General features: G+C 69.9%; 12 protein-coding genes. 9 read left to right on the top strand and 3 right to left on the bottom strand.

The annotated features are described in order from the left end of the window. The first annotated feature begins 22 nt into the window (after positions 1 to 22). Positions 23 to 2116, top strand: a complete 2094-nt coding sequence (locus tag ACIBGM_RS11480) for a molybdopterin-dependent oxidoreductase (RefSeq protein WP_396385318.1) — start codon at positions 23 to 25, stop codon at positions 2114 to 2116. Here the strand turns inward: ACIBGM_RS11480 and ACIBGM_RS11475 are convergent. Beyond that, the gene (locus ACIBGM_RS11475) at positions 2113 to 3126 is read right to left on the bottom strand and encodes a LacI family DNA-binding transcriptional regulator (protein WP_396385317.1); all 1014 of its coding nucleotides are present in this window, start codon (positions 3124 to 3126) and stop codon (positions 2113 to 2115) included. The two genes, ACIBGM_RS11480 and ACIBGM_RS11475, sit on opposite strands and share 4 nt — an antisense overlap. A gap of 276 nt (positions 3127 to 3402) precedes the next feature. Here ACIBGM_RS11475 and ACIBGM_RS11470 point away from each other — a divergent pair, with 276 nt between their 5' ends. The 7 genes from ACIBGM_RS11470 to ACIBGM_RS11440 all read left to right on the top strand — a co-directional run bounded on the left by ACIBGM_RS11470 (position 3403) and on the right by ACIBGM_RS11440 (position 11411). Further along, the gene (locus ACIBGM_RS11470; RefSeq protein WP_396385315.1) at positions 3403 to 4152 is read left to right on the top strand and encodes a sugar phosphate isomerase/epimerase family protein; all 750 of its coding nucleotides are present in this window, start codon (positions 3403 to 3405) and stop codon (positions 4150 to 4152) included. A gap of 76 nt (positions 4153 to 4228) precedes the next feature. Beyond that, positions 4229 to 5326 carry a Gfo/Idh/MocA family protein gene (locus ACIBGM_RS11465; protein ID WP_396385314.1) on the top strand — a complete coding sequence of 366 codons (1098 nt, stop codon included), beginning with the start codon at positions 4229 to 4231 and terminating at the stop codon, positions 5324 to 5326. After that, positions 5323 to 5931, top strand: a complete 609-nt coding sequence (locus ACIBGM_RS11460) for an SGNH/GDSL hydrolase family protein (protein WP_396385313.1) — start codon at positions 5323 to 5325, stop codon at positions 5929 to 5931. Before ACIBGM_RS11465 ends, ACIBGM_RS11460 begins: the two co-directional genes overlap by 4 nt. A 51-nt stretch (positions 5932 to 5982) precedes the next feature. After that, a complete protein-coding gene (locus ACIBGM_RS11455; RefSeq protein WP_396385312.1) occupies positions 5983 to 8412 on the top strand; it encodes a glycoside hydrolase family 2 protein in 2430 nt (809 codons plus the stop codon). Between the two features lie 22 nt (positions 8413 to 8434). Beyond that, positions 8435 to 9787: an APC family permease gene (locus ACIBGM_RS11450; protein ID WP_360517849.1), complete on the top strand. Its 1353-nt coding sequence runs from the start codon at positions 8435 to 8437 to the stop codon at positions 9785 to 9787. Further along, the gene (locus ACIBGM_RS11445; protein ID WP_360517852.1) at positions 9784 to 10185 is read left to right on the top strand and encodes a hypothetical protein; all 402 of its coding nucleotides are present in this window, start codon (positions 9784 to 9786) and stop codon (positions 10183 to 10185) included. Before ACIBGM_RS11450 ends, ACIBGM_RS11445 begins: the two co-directional genes overlap by 4 nt. After that, positions 10185 to 11411 carry a glutathionylspermidine synthase family protein gene (locus ACIBGM_RS11440; protein ID WP_396385311.1) on the top strand — a complete coding sequence of 409 codons (1227 nt, stop codon included), beginning with the start codon at positions 10185 to 10187 and terminating at the stop codon, positions 11409 to 11411. Before ACIBGM_RS11445 ends, ACIBGM_RS11440 begins: the two co-directional genes overlap by 1 nt. On the opposite strand, the gene ACIBGM_RS11435 is transcribed toward ACIBGM_RS11440, so the two are convergent. Continuing rightward, positions 11412 to 12872, bottom strand: coding sequence for an NAD-dependent succinate-semialdehyde dehydrogenase (locus ACIBGM_RS11435; protein ID WP_396385309.1), 1461 nt, complete (start codon positions 12870 to 12872; stop codon positions 11412 to 11414). A 22-nt stretch (positions 12873 to 12894) separates the two neighbouring features. Further along, positions 12895 to 13965 (bottom strand): MsnO8 family LLM class oxidoreductase, encoded by a 1071-nt coding sequence (locus tag ACIBGM_RS11430; RefSeq protein WP_396385308.1) that lies wholly within the window; start codon positions 13963 to 13965, stop codon positions 12895 to 12897. A gap of 336 nt (positions 13966 to 14301) precedes the next feature. Here ACIBGM_RS11430 and ACIBGM_RS11425 point away from each other — a divergent pair, with 336 nt between their 5' ends. Further along, on the top strand, positions 14302 to 17181 hold the full coding sequence (locus ACIBGM_RS11425; RefSeq protein WP_396385307.1) for a type 2 lanthipeptide synthetase LanM family protein: 2880 nt from the start codon (positions 14302 to 14304) through the stop codon (positions 17179 to 17181). Position 17182 lies beyond the last annotated feature (1 nt).

Genomic DNA, 17182 nt, shown 5'->3' with positions numbered 1-17182 from the left:
TACCGAGGGGTAGTTTGAGTGGATGGCGACCACAGTACGGCGGACCTCCTGCAATCTGTGTGAAGCGATCTGCGGTGTGCTCGTGACGGTCGAGGACGGCCGGGTGACCGACATCCGCGGTGACGAGTCGGACCCGCTCTCCCGCGGTCACATCTGCCCGAAGGCGGTCGCGCTGCGCGACCTCCAGGACGACCCCGACCGGCTGACGACGCCGGTACGGCGGACCCCGGACGGCTGGCAGGAGCTCGGCTGGGACGCGGCGTACGACCTGGTGGTCGGCCGGCTGACCGAGATCCAGCGGGAGCACGGCAAGAACGCGGTCGGTGTCTACCTCGGCAACCCGAACGTGCACAGCCTCGGCGCGTTGACCCACATGCCGACGATGGTGAAGCAGCTCCGGACCCGGAACCGGTTCAGCGCCACCTCGATCGACCAGCTCCCGCACATGCTCGCGTCGTACCTGCTCTACGGGCACCAGTTGATGGTCGCGGTCCCGGACATCGACCGGACGTCGTACCTGCTGATGCTCGGCGCGAACCCGCTCGCGTCCAACGGCAGCATGATGACCGCGCCCGGTTTCCACCGGCGGCTCAAGGACCTGCAGAAGCGCGGCGGCAAGGTCGTCGTGCTCGATCCGCGGCGGACCGAGACCGCCGCGGTCGCCGACGAGCACCACTTCGTCCGGCCCGGGACGGACGCGGCCTTCCTGCTCGCGCTCATCCACCAGGTGATCGCGGACGGCCACGCGCGGCCGGCGTCGTACGTCGACGGATTCGACGCGGTCGAGGCAGCGGTCGAGCCGTGGACGCCGGAGCGCGCGGCCGGGATCACCGGGATCGAGGCGAATGTGATCCGGCGGATCGCTCACGAGTTCGCGACCGCCGACCGGGCCGCCTGCTACGGGCGGGTCGGGGTCTCGACGCAGCAGTTCGGCGCGGTCTGCCAGTGGGCGATCCAGGTGCTGAACATCATCACCGGCAACCTCGACCGGCCCGGCGGGACGATGTTCCCGCGACCGGCCGTGAACCCGCTGCTCGGCCTCGGCCGCGGACACATGGGCGTGTGGAAGAGCCGGGTCCGCGGGCTGCCCGAGTTCGGCGGTGAGCTGCCGGTGTCGACGATGGCCGAGGAGATCCTGACACCGGGCGACGGCCGGATCCGGGCGATGGTGACGGTCGCCGGGAACCCGGTGCTGTCCACGCCGAACGGCCGCCGGCTCGACGAGGCCCTGGAGTCGCTGGACTTCATGGTCGCCATCGATCCGTACATCAACGAGACGACCCGGCACGCGGACGTGATCCTGCCGCCTGCGCCGCCGCTCGAGCGTGACCACTACGACGTGATCTTCCACCAACTCGCCGTACGGAACACGGCCCGCTGGAACGACGCCGTACTGCCGAAGCCGCCGCAGGCCCGGCACGACTGGGAGATCTTCCGCGACCTCGGGCTGCGGCTGCTGAGCCGGGCGCCGATGAGCCGGCGGAAGCTGATGGCGTCGGCACGACTGCGGTTGACGCCGCGGCGGATCGTCGACCTCGGACTGCGGATCGGGCCGTACCGGTTGTCGTTGGGCAAGCTGCGGAAGTCGCCGGGCGGGATCGACCTCGGACCGCTCCAGCCCGCGCTGCCGGGGGCGCTCCACCACAAGTCGAAGCGGATCGACCTCGCCCAGCGGATGATCCTGGACGACCTGCCCCGGCTCGAGGCATTGGCCACCGGCAATGACGGCGAGCTGCTGCTGATCGGCCGCCGGCACCTGCGCAACAACAACTCGTGGATGCACAACTCGGCCCGGCTGGTGAAGGGCAAGCCGCGGCACCAGCTGCTGATGAACCCGGACGACCTGGCCAAGCGTGACCTCGCCGACGGCCAGCTGGTCAACGTGAGCTCGGCGGCCGGAACCGTCGCGGTAGAGGTTGCCGCGAGCAACGACATGATGCCGGGCGTGGTCAGCCTGCCGCACGGGTTCGGGCACGGCCGGCCGGGGGTCCAGCTGTCGGTCGCGAACCAGGTCGCCGGACCGAGCATCAACGACGTGACCGACACCGAGCTCACCGACACCGTGGCCGGCACCGCCGCGGTGAACGGCGTACCGGTGACCGTGACCGCCTGCTAGCGGGGCGGCGGTCCGGAGCTGTCGCGGACGATCAGGAGCGGGGTCGAGTACAGGTGTGCCTGTGGTCGCGCGCCGTCGAGCAGGTCGAGGAGGCGCTGGGCAACCTCGGCGCCGTACCCGACGATGTTCTGGCTCATCGCGGTCAGTGTCGGATGCGTGTGCCGGCACAGCGTCGAGTCGTCCCAGGCGACCAGCGTGACGTCGTACGGCGACCGCAGTCCGAGCTCCTGGACGACGGCCAGGCCGGCCACCGCCATCAGGTCGTTGTCGTAGACGATCGCGGTCGGCCGGATGCCGGCGGTCATCAGCGCACGGGTCGCCGCGGCCCCCTCCTCGGCGGAGAAGTCGGTGTGCACCACCTCGACGTCCAGGCTCAGCCGACGACTCGCGGCGGCGAACGCCTGGTCCCGGATCCAGACGTGGCCGTGTTCCGGCGTACCGGCGACGCGGGCGACCCGGCGGTGCCCGAGGGAGGCGACGTGCTCGACCGCGGCGGTCATCGCCGACGTCCCGTCGGTCCAGACGCACGCCATCCCGTCGGCGAGGGAAGGGTCGCCGACCAGCACGGCCGGCAGGCCGAGCCTGCGCAGCAACGGGATCCGCGGGTCGTCGACCCGCAGGTCCACCACGATCACGCCGTCGACCCGGCGCTCCGCGGCCCACTTCCGGTACGTCGCCAGCTCCTCGGGCAGACTCGCCACGACCTGGAGGGCCAGCGCGTACGACCTGCGGGCCAGCACGGACTCCACGCCCCCGACGAAGCCCATGTAGAACGGTTCCTCACTCAACGTCTTCGCGGTCCTGGCGAGAACGAGCCCGAACGTCTCGCTGCGCGCCGCGGAGAGCTGCCGGGCGGCCCGGTTGGGCACCCACTCCAGCTCCTCGGCGACCTTCAGGACCCGTGCGCGGGTGGCCTCGGAGACCCCCGGCTGGTTGTTCAGCGCGTACGACACCGCGCCTTTGGAGACGCCTGCCCGACGGGCGATCTCCGTGATGGTGACTCGGGCCACGACGGCCTCCTGAACTAGGGCGGCCGGACCGCTGACGGTCGATCCGGAATCCTTCAGTGTGCACCCGATCTCTACGCGTTGTCATGAGCCAAGCGCGGAGAGTAATGCTTTGATCAAATCCCGAAACCCGGTGGTGACCGCCCAGTGGTTGGGCTCAGGGTGGTGTGGAGCGGCGCCGGTGGGATACGGTTGCCGTCGTTACTTAACCGGTTCGGCAATCAAGTTCGGCGTGACGTCCAGGGCAGCGGGCGAAGCGCCGGGCGACGAGGAGAAACCATGGTCGCAGTGGACAACCTGTCCCTCCAGTTGTACACGGTCCGGGGGAAGCTCGAGGAGGACTTCGACGCCACCCTGGCCCGGATCGCGGAGATCGGCTACACCAAGGTCGAGCCCTTCGGTGTCACCGCCTTCGCGGACCGCCTGGCCGAGTCGCTGCCCAAGTACGGCCTGTCGGCGCCCACCACGCACGCCGGCCTGCTGCGCGAGGACAGCGCACCGATCTACGCCGCCGCCAAGCGGCTGGGCATCAGCACCGTCATCGACCCGTTCGTCGACCCGGCCCGCTGGCAGGCCGCCGACGACATCAAGGCCACCGCGGAGGCGCTGAACAAGGCCGCCGCCGAGGCCGCCGACCACGGCATCACGGTCGGGTACCACAACCACCACTTCGAGCTCGAGTCGAAGGTCGACGGCGTGCACGCGCTGGAGATCCTGGTCGACAACCTGTCCGACGAGGTGATCCTCGAGGTGGACACCTACTGGGCCGCCGTCGGCGGCGCCGACGTACCGGCGCTGCTCCGCAAGTTCGGCGACCGGGTCACGGCGATCCACGTCAAGGACGGCGACGGCACGCTGGACAACAAGGCCCAGGTGGCGGTCGGCGACGGCACCATCGCGGTCGCGGACATCCTGGCCGCGGCGCCGAACGCGCTGCGGGTGGTCGAGCTCGACGACTTCAGCGGCGAGATCCTCGACGCCGTCGAGGGCAGCTACAAGTTCCTCGCCGGAGAGGGCGCACCGGCATGAACGAGCGAAGCGAGTTCATCATCGAGCACAGCGTGCTTTGCGCCTCATCGGCGCCCGGAGCGAAGCGAGGACGTCGATGAGCTTTGTCGGCGTAGGGGTGATCGGCGCCGGGGTCATCTCCGATGCCTACATCAAGAGCATGCAGAGCTTCCCCGACCTGAAGGTCGTCGCCATCGGCGACCTTCGGCCGGAGGCGGCCAAGGAGAAGGCGGAGCAGTACGGCATCGAGACCCACGGGGGTCCCGAGGCGGTGCTGAGCCACCCGGACGTGGAGATCGTGGTCAACCTGACCATCCCGATCGCGCACGTCGAGGTCGCGCTGGCAGCGGTTGCCGCCGGCAAGCACGTGTGGAGCGAGAAGCCGTTCTCGCTGGACCAGGACAGCGGCCTCAAGCTGCTGTCGACCGCCAAGGACGCGGGCCTGCGGCTGGGCTGCGCGCCCGACACCATCCTGGGTCCGGGCCTGCAGGAGTCCCGCCGGATCATCGAGCGCGGTGAGATCGGCACGCCGCTGACCGCGCTCACCCTGATGCAGTCCCCCGGCCCGGAGTCCTGGCACCCGAACCCGGCCTTCCTGTTCCAGGAGGGCGCGGGCCCGCTGTGGGACATCGGCCCGTACTACCTGACCACGCTGGTGCAGCTGTTCGGGCCGGTCGCGGCGGTGGCCGGGCTCGCCTCGAAGTCGCGGGAGAAGCGCACCATCGGATCGGGTCCGCTGGCGGGCACCGACTTCGACGTGACCGTGCCGACGCATGTCAGCGCGATCGCGCGGTTCGAGTCGGGGCAGTCGTCGCAGAGCATCTTCAGCTTCGACTCGCCGCTGTCGCGGGGCGGGTTCGTCGAGATCACCGGCTCCGAGGCGACGCTCGCCGTACCGGACCCGAACCGGTTCGACGGGGAGATCAAGATCCGTCGCCGGGGCGCCGAGGACTGGGAGACCGTCGCGAACACCGAGGCGTCGGCCGAGCGCGGCACCGGCGTGCTGGACATGGCGCGGGCCATCCGGGAGAACCGGCCGCACCGGGCCACCGGCGCGCTGGCGTTCCACATCGTCGACGTGATGGCCTCGATCACCGAGTCGATCGAGTCCGGCGCGTTCGTCGACGTGACCAGCACGGTCGAGGTCGCGGACATCCTGCCGGCCGACTGGGACGTCCACGCGGCCACCCTGTGACGTCACTGCTACTGGATCCCCGGCGGACCGTCGTGTTCGCCGGGGACTCCGTCACCGACTGCGGTCGCCGTACCGATCCCGAAGGCCTCGGCAACGGGTACGTGCGCGACCTGTACGACGATCTCGCGGGACGACGGCCGCGGATCGTGAACGCGGGGACCAGCGGGAACCGGGCCGTCGACCTGGTGGCCCGCTGGTCCACCGACGTCCTCGCGCACGAGCCGTCGCTGGTCTCGATCCTGATCGGGATCAACGACACCTGGCGCCGGTACGACGAGGACGACCCGACCACGGCCGAGTCGTTCGAGGCGTCGTACCGGGCGTTGCTGGATCCGCTCACGTGTCCCGTCGTACTGGTCGAGCCGTTCCTGCTGCCGGTGAAGGCCGGGCAGGACGGATGGCGGGAGGATCTCGACCCCAAGCTCGAGGTCGTCCGCAAGCTCGCGGTCGAGTACGGCGCGATCCTGGTGCCGGCCGACATCGAGCTGAACCGGATGGCGGTCGGTGCGGGCGCTGCTGCGCTGGCGGACGACGGCGTGCATCCGACGGCCGCGGGACATCGGGCGATCGCCGACCTGTGGCGACGCGTCGTACTGGAAGACTGACAACGCGCGCCGCTGTGCGCCAACTAAACCGGTTCACTTTGGAGAGCTCCTGTGACATCAGTGAATGCAGTCCCGCTGACCACCGAGGGCGGCGCCGTCTGGACGGTGCAGGCGCTCGAAGGAACCCTTGCAGGTAAGGCGATTCCGGCCACGGTCCCGGGTGAGGTGCACACCGACCTGCTCGCGGCCGGCGAGATCCCGGACCCGTTCGACGGCGACAACGAGTCCGCGCTGGCCTGGATCGGGCGGACGAGCTGGAGCTACCGGACCTCGTTCGACTGGGCCGCGGACGGCAACGCCGTACAGGAGCTGGTCGCCGAGGGGCTCGACACGGTCGCGACCGTGACGCTGAACGGGCGGGAGCTCGGCCGGACGGCGAACCAGCACCGGTCGTACCGGTTCGACGTCACCGGCCTATTGGTGGCTGAGGGCAACGAACTCGTGATCGAGTTCGCCGGGCCGGTGACGGCGGCCGAGGAGGTGCAGGCCGGGTACGGGACGTGGCCGCACACGAACCTGCACCCGTACAACGCGTTGCGGAAGATGGCCAGCAACTTCGGCTGGGACTGGGGACCGGATGTCGCGACAGCGGGGATCTGGCGGCCGATCCGGATCGAGTCGTGGTCGGGCGTCCGGATCTCCTCGGTCCGCCCGCTGGCCGGCGTCGAGGGTGACCGGGGTCTCCTGACCACCCACGTGACACTGGCGTGGGCCGACGGAGCCGAGGGCGACGCGACGGTCAGCGTCGAGGTCGACGGCACGAAGCAGTCGGCGACCGTGAAGCCCGGCACCGAGACCGTGGAGCTCGTCGCCACCGTCGATGGCGTGAACCTGTGGTGGCCGCGCGGGCACGGCGGACAGCCGTTGTACGACGTGACGGTCACGGTGGACGAGGACCGCTGGCAGGGCCGGGTCGGGTTCCGGAACGTGTCGCTGAACGTCGACCCGGACAAGGACGGCACGCAGTTCGTGCTGTCGGTCAACGACAAGCCGATCTACGTGCGCGGCGCGAACTGGATCCCCGACGACGCGTTCGTGACCCGGCTGAACCGGTCGACCTACCAGACCAGCATCCAGGACGCGGTCGACGCCGGGATGAACCTGCTGCGCGTCTGGGGCGGCGGGATCTACGAGAGCGAAGACTTCTACGACATCTGCGACGAGCAGGGAATCCTGGTGTGGCAGGACTTCCTGTTCGCGTGTGCGGCGTACTCCGAGGACGAGGCGCTGGCCGCCGAGGTCGAGGCCGAGGCGCGGGAGGCGGTCACCCGGCTCAGCCGGCACGCGAGCCTCGCGGTGTGGAACGGCAACAACGAGAACATCTGGGGGTACGTCGAGTGGGGCTGGCGCGTCCCGCTGGCCGGTCGGCCGTGGGGCGCCGGCTACTACTTCGACGTACTGCCGAAGATCGTGGCCGAGCTCGACCCGCGGACGCCGTACTCGCATGGCAGCCCGTACTCGTTCGACCAGTTCATCCACCCGAACGACGAGCGGCACGGCACCATGCACATCTGGGACGTGTGGAACCAGGTGGACTACACGACGTACCGCAAGTACAAGCCGCGGTTCGTGTCCGAGTTCGGGTTCCAGGGGCCGCCGGCCTGGTCGACGCTGACGTCGGTGGTGCACGACGAGCCGCTGGATCCGTACGGCGAGCAGATGCTCGTGCACCAGAAGGCGTTCGAGGGCAACCTCAAGCTGGAACGTGGACTGGGCCAGCATCTGCCGAAGTGGTCGACCATCGATGACTGGCACTGGACGACGCAGCTCAACCAGGCCCGGGCGATCATCTTCGGGATCGAGCACTTCCGCAGCCTGTACCCGCTGAACACCGGCGCCGTCGTCTGGCAGCTGAACGACAACTGGCCGGTGGTCTCGTGGGCGGCTGTCGACGGCCACGGGATCCGGAAGCCGCTGTGGTTTGCGCTGAAGCGGGTGTACGCCGAGCGGTTACTGACGGTGCAGCCGCGGGACAACGAGCTGGTGGTTGCCGCACACAACGACACCGATGCTGTGTGGTCGACTGAGATCACTGTGACGCGGCGGTCCACCGGGAGCGAGAGCCCCGCGCGCGAGACCTTCGTCCTGGAGGTCGAGCCGCGGTCGGCGACCCTCAGTTCGCTGCCCGAGTCGATCACCAAGCCGTCCGACCCGACCCGCGAGTACGTCGAGGTCCGCGGCGCCGACGGCTCGACCGCGTACTGGTACTTCGTCGAGGACACCGCCCTGCGCCTGCAGGGCGACGCCTACGCGGCCTCGGTCACCGCGACGGACACCGGGTACGACGTCACCGTCACGGCCACCGCGCTGGCCAAGGACCTGGCGCTGTTCCCGGACCGCCTGGACCCGGCCGCACGGGTGGACTCCGGCCTCGTCACCCTGTCGGCGGGCGAGTCGCACACCTTCCACGTCACCGCGTCCGAGGTGCCGAGCAGCGTCGGTGTGCCCGTTCTCCGCTCGGCGAACGACCTGGTGAGCTGAAAGCCGGGCATACTGGCCGACCATGACTCTTCAACGGGAGTCGCGGGGGCGGAGTTTGCGGCGCGACGCGCTGGGCCTGGGGGCGTCGACCGCGATCGGGATTGCCTCGACGGCCCCGGCGTACTCGCTGGCGGTGTCGGTGGGACTACTCGCCGGGTACGTCGGCGTCGCGGCCCCACTGGTGCTGGCGGCGAGCGCGATCCCGGTGATCCTGGTCGCGCTGTGCTTCCGTGAGCTGAACCGGACCGAGCCGGACTGCGGGACGACGTTCCCGTGGACCGAGAAGGCGTTCGGGATCGGCACCGGCCGGATGGTCGGCTGGACCACGGTGATGGCGTGCGTCCTGGTGATGAGCAACCTCGCCCAGGTCGCCGCCGTCTACACCTACGTCCTGCTCGGCCTGGACGATGCCGCCGACTCCCGGCTCGCCCAGGCCGGTCTCGGGACGGCGTTCATCCTGGTGATGGCGTTGCTCGCCTACCGCGGGATCCGGGTCGCGGCGGCCACGCAGTTCGTGCTGCTGACCATCGAGGTCGTCGCGCTGCTGTGGTTCGCGGTCAACGCGTTCCGGGAGGCGGGGTCCGTCGACACCCTCGGCGGCGCGACCGGTGACGGTGCGTGGGCGGCCGGCGTCCTGGTCGCGGTGTTCCTCTACTGGGGCTGGGACTCCTCGTTCAGTGTCAACGAGGAGACCCGCGACCCGAGTCGCATACCGGCCGTCGCCGCGCTGGTCGCGAACGGCTTCCTCGTCGTCCTGTACGTCGTGGTCGCCTGGGCCGCGGTCGCGTACGCCGGCGTGGACCCGCTCGCGGACGTCGCCGACGACGACTTCTTCGCCGTACTGTCGAACGACCTGCTCGGCACGGCCGGCGGGAGACTCCTGGTCGGCGCCGTACTCGTCTCGGCGCTGGCGTCGACCCAGACCACCATCCTGCCGACGGCCCGGACGATGCTGTCGATGGCCCGGCGGGACGCGTTCCCGGGGCACTTCGCCCGGATCTCGGCCCGGTACCAGACGCCGACCGTGGCGACCTGGGCGTTCGCCGGAACCAGCGTGCTCGTCTATGCGTCTCTGGTGCTGACGTCGGACGCCGTCCTGGCCGACTCCGTGGCCACCGTGTCACTGCTGGTGTCGCTGTACTACCTGGCGACAGCGGCCGCCGTACCCGTGTACTTCAGGGGCGCGGTGCGTGAGCGGTTCGTGCAGCGGATGGTCGTGCCGGTGCTGGCCTCGGTGTCGTTCACGGTGATCCTGGTGCTCTCGGTGGTGGACGTGGGCACCGGGCCGCTGGTTGTGCTGGGTGTAACGATGGTGGTCGGAGCGGCAATCATGTTCTCGATGAAGCCTCCGGCCGAGGGGGAGGGCAGGCAGTGACCAGACGGCGGATGCGCAGCGCCCGGGTGACCCTCGGGCTGACGGCGCTCGTGGCCGCGTCACTGACCGGCTGCGCGAGCGACGACGACACCCCGGACTACGCCGCGATCTGTGTGGATCCGCAGTCCCAGGTCCGGACGCAGGACGAGGACTGCAAGGACGAGACCGAGTACCGCGGGTCCGGCAGCGGGTTCTTCTGGTTCTACATGGCCACCAGGGGCAGGGGGTTCGTGCCACCGATCGGCGGCCGCTACGACACTGCGCACGGCACGTACACCATTCCCCGCGGCGGGTCGCCGACGATCAAGCGGGGCGGCCTGGACAAGAGTGGCGGCAACATCGGCACCATCACCCGCGGCGGGTTCGGCAGCTCCGGCAAGGGGAGCTCTGGCGGCTGATGTGGCGGCACGCGATCAAGCCGCGGCCGCGGTGGAAGGACACCGTGATCGAGCAGGGCCTGGTCTTCCCGATGACCGACCTGCCGGACGGCTCCGAGACGCCGTACTGGAACGAGAGCGCGTGGTACGAGGTGACCATGGACGAGGTGCTGCACCTCGAGCGGGTCACCGAGGAGCTGTACGAGATGTGTCGGCACGCGGCGTCGGTGATGGCCTCGGGTGACCGGTTCTCCGACACCCAGCTCGGCCTCGCGCCCGGCACGCTGCCGCTGGTCCGGGAGTCGCTGAAGCGCGACGACCTGTCCGTGTACGCGCGGTTCGACCTGGCCTGGAGCGGGCCGGAGCCGAAGATGCTGGAGATCAACGGCGACACCCCGACCGGGCTGGTCGAGTCCGCGGTGATCCAGTGGACCTGGCTGGAGGACGTGTTCCCGGACGCCGACCAGTGGAACTCGGTGCACGACCGGCTGGTGAAGTGGTGGGCCGAGCACCTCGCGGCCGGCGACTTCCCGGGCAACGAGGCGCACTTCTTCAACTCCGGTGCGGAGACCTCCGGCGAGGAGGCGATGACGGTCGCGTACCTGCGCGACACCGCCGCGATGGCCGGGCTGGCGACGTATGGGCACGAGATCGAGGACGTCGGCTGGGACTCGGCCCGGCGCGCGTTCGTGGACTGGGGCGGGCGGCCGGTCCGGACCGCGTTCAAGCTGTACCCGTGGGAGGACATGCTCGACGACGAGTTCGGCCGCTACGTGCTGGCCGGGCTGGAGCCCGAGCCGGTGCGCTGGATCGAGCCGATCTGGAAGACCATGCTGTCCACCAAGGCGATCCTGCCGGTGCTCTGGGAGCTGTACCCCGACCATCCGAACCTGCTGCCGGCGTACTTCGGTGACCCCGGCGACCTGCTCGAGTGGGTGGCCAAACCGCTGCACGGCCGCGAGGGCGGCAACATCCGGATCCACACCGTCGGCGGCGCCGACGACCACGTCCACGACGGTCCGTACGACACGTCGACGATGGTCTACCAGGAGTGGCACCCGCTGCCGTCGTACGAGGGGAACCGCGCGGTCATCGGCAGCTGGATCGTCGACGGGGTCGCGGCCGGCATGATGGTGCGCGAGTCCGACGGGCCGATCACCGATTACTACGCGCGCTTCGTCCCACACGCGATCGGGACCAGCCCGCGACCCGACCAGGAGACCATCCAGCAGTGGCTGGCGGAGTGATCAGTCGACGTTGATTGCGACGTACTTGATTTCCAGGAACTCTTCGATGCCGGTGGTGCCGCCTTCGCGGCCGAGGCCGGATTGTTTGACGCCGCCGAAGGGGGCGGCGGGGTTGGAGACGATGCCCTGATTGAGGCCGATCATGCCGGTTTCGAGTTGTTCGGAGACGCGGAGGGCGCGGGTGAGGTCGCTGGTGAACAGGTAGCAGACCAGGCCGTACTCGGTGTCGTTCGCCATCCGGACGGCTTCCTCTTCGGTCTCGAAGGCGGTCAGGGGTGCGACCGGGCCGAAGATCTCCTCCTTCTGCAGGCGCGCGGACTTCGGCACGTCGGCGAGCACGGTGGGCTGGTAGAAGTAGCCGTTGCCTGATGCAACCGATGCGCCCGTGAGCACCCGGGCGCCCTGCTCGACGGCGTCGTCGACCAGGTCCTTCACCTTGTCGCGCAGGGTGGCGTCGATCAGCGGGCCGACGTCGACGCCGTCCTCGGTGCCGCGGCCGACCTTCAGCGCGCCCATCCGCTCGGACAGCCGGCGCGCGAACTCGTCCATCACCGAGGATTGCACGTAGATCCGGTTGGCCGCCGTACAGGCCTCGCCGCCGTTGCGCATCTTGGCGAGCATGGCGCCGTCGACGGCCTTGTCCAGGTCGGCGTCGGCGAACACCAGCAGCGGCGCGTTGCCGCCGAGCTCCATGCTGGTCCGCAGCACCTGCTCGGCGGACTGCTCGATGAGTTTGCGGCCGACCTGGGTGGAGCCGGTGAACGAGAGTTTCCGGGCGCGCCCGTCGCGGATCAGCGGCTCCATCACGCCGCCGGAGTCGCTGGTGGTGATCACGTTGAGCACGCCGGCGGGCAGGCCGGCCTCGGTCATCAGTTCGGCCAGTTTGAGCATCGACAGCGGGGTCTGCGCGGCCGGCTTGATCACCATGGTGCAGCCGGCAGCGACGGCCGGGCCGATCTTGCGGGCACCCATCGCGGCCGGGAAGTTCCATGGTGTGATCAGCAGGCACGGGCCGACCGGCTGCCGCATCACCAGGAAGCGGCCTTTGCCGTTCGGGGCGACCTGGTAGCCGCCGCCGATCCGGACCGCCTCCTCGGCGAACCAGCGGAAGAACTCGGCGGCGTAGGCGATCTCCGCCTTCGACTCGGCGACCGGCTTGCCCATCTCCAGCGTCATCAGCAACGCCAGATCGTCGGCCTGATCGGTCATCAGCTCATACGTACGGCGGAGGATCTCGCCACGCTCCCGTGGTGCAGTGGCGGCCCACTCCGCCTGCGCCCCGACGGCGGCGTCCAGGGCGGCCACACCGTCCGCCGGACTCGCATCAGCGACCTCGCACAGCGCCGTACCGGTGGCCGGGTCCTCGACGGCCAGGGTCTTCGCGCCCGTGGCCGCCTGCCACTTGCCTCCGATGAACAGCTCGGTCGGACAGCCTGCAACGACTTCCTGTTCGCTCGTCATGTACCCACCATAGGTACGACGTTCAGGCTGTGGCGATCAGTGGCGGGGCGTGACGCGGGACGGTGCGGACTGTGCGGGTGAGACCGCCGGCGATCGTGCGCAGGATGGCCGACCGCATGAGGCCGTCGAAGGCCAACGGAGCCAGCATGACCTCGTCGGCGCCAGTGGCAGCCACCAGTTTGCCCAGGCCGGACACCACGGTGGCGCGCGAGCCGACGAGGTGGCCCGGGTCGTCCAGCAGGCGCTCGGCCTTGCCGCGCTCCCTACCGGTGAGCGGTGCATCCAGCAGCTCCATCAGCTCGGCCGGAGTGGCCCGGGGCGCCGCGGACGCGAGACGCGTCGTCACACGCACGTACTCCGCGAACCGGACGATCGCGTCTTCGTCGGAGTCGGCCGCCACCACACCGACCGTCACCGCAAGATACGGCTTCACGGTCGGCGCGCTCGCCTTGAACTGGTCCTGGTACGCCGCCACCGTTGCAGCCGTCGTTGCCGCCGCCTGGTGATGCGCCAGCACGACAGGCAACCCTCGTACGGCGGCAGCCGCGGCAGCACCCGGCTGGTCTGCCAGCACGAACACAGGTGGCGGCAAGCCGGCCAACGAGAGCCGTACGTCGCCAACCAGTGCACGCCCAGGTAGAGCGTCACGCAGGAAGCGGCACAACTCGTCCAGCCGCTGCGGGAACGATTCACGGGCGGTTTCGCCGAGCGCGGCCGCCGTACTGGGCATCACCCCGGCCGATTGCCCCACACCGAGGTCGATTCGGCTCGGGTAGGCGGCTGCCAACGCCGCGAACTGCTCGGCGACGACCAGCGGTTGGTGGGCGGTCAGCAGCACGCCGCCCGCCCCCAGCCGGATCCGGTCCGTCCGCGCGGCCAGGACGGCCGCGAGCACGGCCGGCGTCGCGCTACCGACGCCTCGGACACCGTGCTGCTCCGCTAACCAGAAGCGGCGGTATCCGAGGTCGTCAGCAGCCTGTGCGACCTCCGCAGTCTCCCGGAGCGCGGCCGCAGCCGACTGACCGGGCAGCTGCGGTACAACGTCGAGCACCGAGTGCGCTGAGACGGGTAGTCCGGGAGTCACGGAGAGCACGTGCCCACCGTGGCAGCGCCGGCCGTTTCGCACATGGGTGTTCGGCACCCATGTTCCGGCCGGTGCACACCTACCTCCCGATCAGCGCGCCAGGCCTCGAAAATGGGGGTTCGGACATCTTGCCGCGCCGTTGACGGGTCGGGCATCGTTCCCGCCGAACTGCCGGACGCGGGCCAACCACATCACTCCCTGTGAACCCGCACTTGCACGGCGAAATATGGGGGTCGGATACCCATGTCTGGGGACGGTTGCCGATGGCAGCCTGTCCGCGTGCTCAACTCAGCGACTGCCGGGCCCGCCCGGACCGACCAGCGAAAAGCCTGGTGGTCCGCGGGCATGCGTCCGCACGAGCTGACCGCCTCCGCCCCCGCCTGGGCGGAGTATGTCGAGCGCAGCACCACCCAGACCGCGCCTGCCGCCGGTCGCAGCCCCGCAGGGACCGATGCCATCGGCGGCCACACATCAGGTGGGGCTGACGGGGCGTCGGGTGGGCTCAGCGACTGGCGGCAGGCGCTTGTACGTTGCCTTGAGCCCCTGCTCGACTCCGCGCGCCGCGACCTCGCTGCCGCCGGGCGCACCGGCGTACTGGCGGAGCAGTTCCTGCACCGGTTGGGGCTGCGGCTGGTGAAGCTTGCCTCGCGCACCTTCGTGCTGGAACTCGCTCGTGCCCGTGACCGTGGCGAGCTGGCCGGTGACACTCCGGCAGAACGCTTTCTGGACTTCACCCGCCGGCTCGTGGGAGGGAGCGAGCTGGCGGAGTTCCTGGCCGCATACCCGGTGCTGGCCCGGGTCCTGGGCGAGTCGTGCCGGCAGGGCATCGAGGGTCACCTCGAGCTGCTCGCACGACTCGCAGAGGACCGTGAGTCGCTCGTCACGGGGCTGCTGGACGGTCGTGATCCCGGTGCACTGACCGACATCGACCCCGCGGGTGACCCCCACCGTGGCGGGAGGTCGACGGCCACACTCACCTTTGCGGACGGACGACGGGTCGTCTACAAGCCGCGGTCACTCAACCTGCACAGCCACTTCAACGAGTTGGTCTGCTGGCTGAACGACAAGACCGGGCTGGACATCCAAACGGTCTCCTTGCTCCCCCGCGACGGGTTCGGGTGGTCGGAGTACGTCGTACACCAGCCTTGTCGCGACCTGGCCGACGTACGTCGCTTCTACCACCGGCAGGGCGCGTTGCTGGCCTTGCTGTACGTGCTGGACGGCACCGACATGCACTACGAGAACCTGATCGCCGTCGGCGAGCAGCCGGTCCTCGTCGACGTCGAGACCCTGTTCCATCCGAGCCACGCACCGACAGGCGCACTCAGCCGTGACCCGGCGTACCGCGCACTGCTGAGCTCGGTCTACCGCACTGCATTGCTGCCGCTGCTGGTCAGTGGTGAGCACGGTGTGGCGGACATGTCGGGACTAGGAGGCGACGCCGGCGCGACCGCACCGACAAGCGTCGTCGACTGGGCCGACGCCGGAACGGACTCGATGCACCTCGTCAGGCGCCCCGGGACGACCCACGGAGCGCGGAACCGGCCACGGCTGAACGGCGCCGACATCGAACCGCGGGACCACGAAGTCGCTGTACTCACAGGGTTCCAGGCCGCGTACGAGGCGATTTCCCGGCACCGCGAGGAGCTGATCGGAGCGGACGGGTTCCTGGCACGCTGCGCATCGGACCAGATCCGCTTCGTACCGCGCAGCACCAGCCTCTACACCGGGCTGCTGGACGAGGCGACGCATCCGGACGCACTCCGGAACGCAGCCGGTCGCAGTCAACTGCTCGACCTGCTGTGGGACGCCGACGAGGGACTGCACGTTGTCGTGCCGTACGAGCTGGCCGACCTGTGGGCTGGCGACGTACCGCTGTTCACTGCGCGCCCGGACAGCCGTGACGTCTGGGCATCCGACGGCGCCCGTATCCCGAACGTGCTGGCCACCGAGGGTCTCGCTGCGGTCGAGGCGAAGATCGCCGGTCTCGGCGACATCGACGAGCACCGGCAGAAGTGGGTGATCTCCGCGACGCTCGCGACCCGGCCGGAGCCGATCGTGCACGCCAGCACCGCCGCACTACCGGGCGTCAGCGCCACTGAGGCGGACCCGGACCACCTGCTCGCCGCCGCCACGGACATCGCCGACGAGATCATGGCGCAGGCCCACAGCGATTCGGGCGGTGCGGCCAACTGGCTCGGCCTCGAGCTCCTCGACGATCACCACTGGGCCGTCAGGCCAATGGGAGCAGGGCTTTCGAACGGCTACACCGGTACGGCGCTCTTCCTCGCCCAGGTCGGTGCGCTCACCGGAGCCGGCAAGTACTGCGAGCTCGCCCGGGACGCGATCCGCCCGATCCCCACGTTGCTCGAGGCCCTCGCAGCGGACCCGGAGTCCGCGCAACTGGTCGGCCCCGGCCTGCACGGGCTGGGCGGTATCAGCTACGGCCTCGCCCGCCTGCGCGACCTGCTCGACGACTCCGACCTCACTTCCTGGCTGACCGCATCCCTCGAGCTCAGCGAGAAGCTGCAGCCCGACGAGTTCCCCTCGTACGCCGAGGGAGCGGCCGGCGGACTCGCCGCCATGCAGGCGATCCAAGGGTTCCCGGTGGCCACCCGGCTGGCCAAGCACTACGCCGAGGAACTCGTCGACACAGTGGAGCTCGGGCTCCGCCGTGGCCGAGTAGCAGCGGACCACGGCTTGGCTCGGGGCTACCAGGGCATCGCATGGGCTCTCGGCCGGTACGGCGTACCTGGCGACAGGTACACGGACGCCGCGCGTGCGGCGGCCGATCTGGACCGGCGAGAGCGCCCTGGTGGCCATGGCTGGTGTTCCGGGGACGCCGGGACCGCGTTGGCCCGGCTGTCTGCCGGAGTACCCGCGGACCTCGAGGCCTACTTGAGGACCGCAGCAGAACGTCCGGTGCTCGCCGACCTGAGTCTTTGTCACGGCGAGCTCGGCGCGGTGGAGCCACTGGTGTGGCTCGCCGAACGCGACCACGCAGCCGTTGAGACAGTCCGGCGCCGCCGGACCGGGCTGGTGCTCGCGGCAGTACAGCAGTACGGACCACAGTGCGGGACACCGCGGTCGGTTACGTCTCCAGGCCTGCTGACCGGTCTGGCGGGAATCGGCTACGGCCTGCTCCGACTGGCGTTCACCAAACGCGTTCCGTCCGTCCTGCTGCTCGAACCAACCGCCGGGTCGACGCATCCATCACAGCGCTGAC

Origin of the sequence: Kribbella sp. NPDC050470 (genome assembly GCF_044458365.1) — a bacterium.
GTDB lineage: Bacteria > Actinomycetota > Actinomycetes > Propionibacteriales > Kribbellaceae > Kribbella.
The sequence above is the reverse complement of the archived record's forward strand: the minus strand, read 5'-3'. Positions and strand labels throughout refer to the sequence as shown.

What these genes read in the sequence shown, in the direction of transcription:
- ACIBGM_RS11435 (WP_396385309.1), bottom strand. Translation starts at nt 12,872, where the DNA reads ATGACGAGCGAACAGGAAGTCGTTGCAGGCTGTCCGACCGAGCTGTTC.
- ACIBGM_RS11480 (WP_396385318.1), top strand. Translation starts at nt 23, where the DNA reads ATGGCGACCACAGTACGGCGGACCTCCTGCAATCTGTGTGAAGCGATC.
- ACIBGM_RS11450 (WP_360517849.1), top strand. Translation starts at nt 8,435, where the DNA reads ATGACTCTTCAACGGGAGTCGCGGGGGCGGAGTTTGCGGCGCGACGCG.
- ACIBGM_RS11440 (WP_396385311.1), top strand. Translation starts at nt 10,185, where the DNA reads ATGTGGCGGCACGCGATCAAGCCGCGGCCGCGGTGGAAGGACACCGTG.
- ACIBGM_RS11425 (WP_396385307.1), top strand. Translation starts at nt 14,302, where the DNA reads ATGCGTCCGCACGAGCTGACCGCCTCCGCCCCCGCCTGGGCGGAGTAT.
- ACIBGM_RS11470 (WP_396385315.1), top strand. Translation starts at nt 3,403, where the DNA reads ATGGTCGCAGTGGACAACCTGTCCCTCCAGTTGTACACGGTCCGGGGG.
- ACIBGM_RS11465 (WP_396385314.1), top strand. Translation starts at nt 4,229, where the DNA reads ATGAGCTTTGTCGGCGTAGGGGTGATCGGCGCCGGGGTCATCTCCGAT.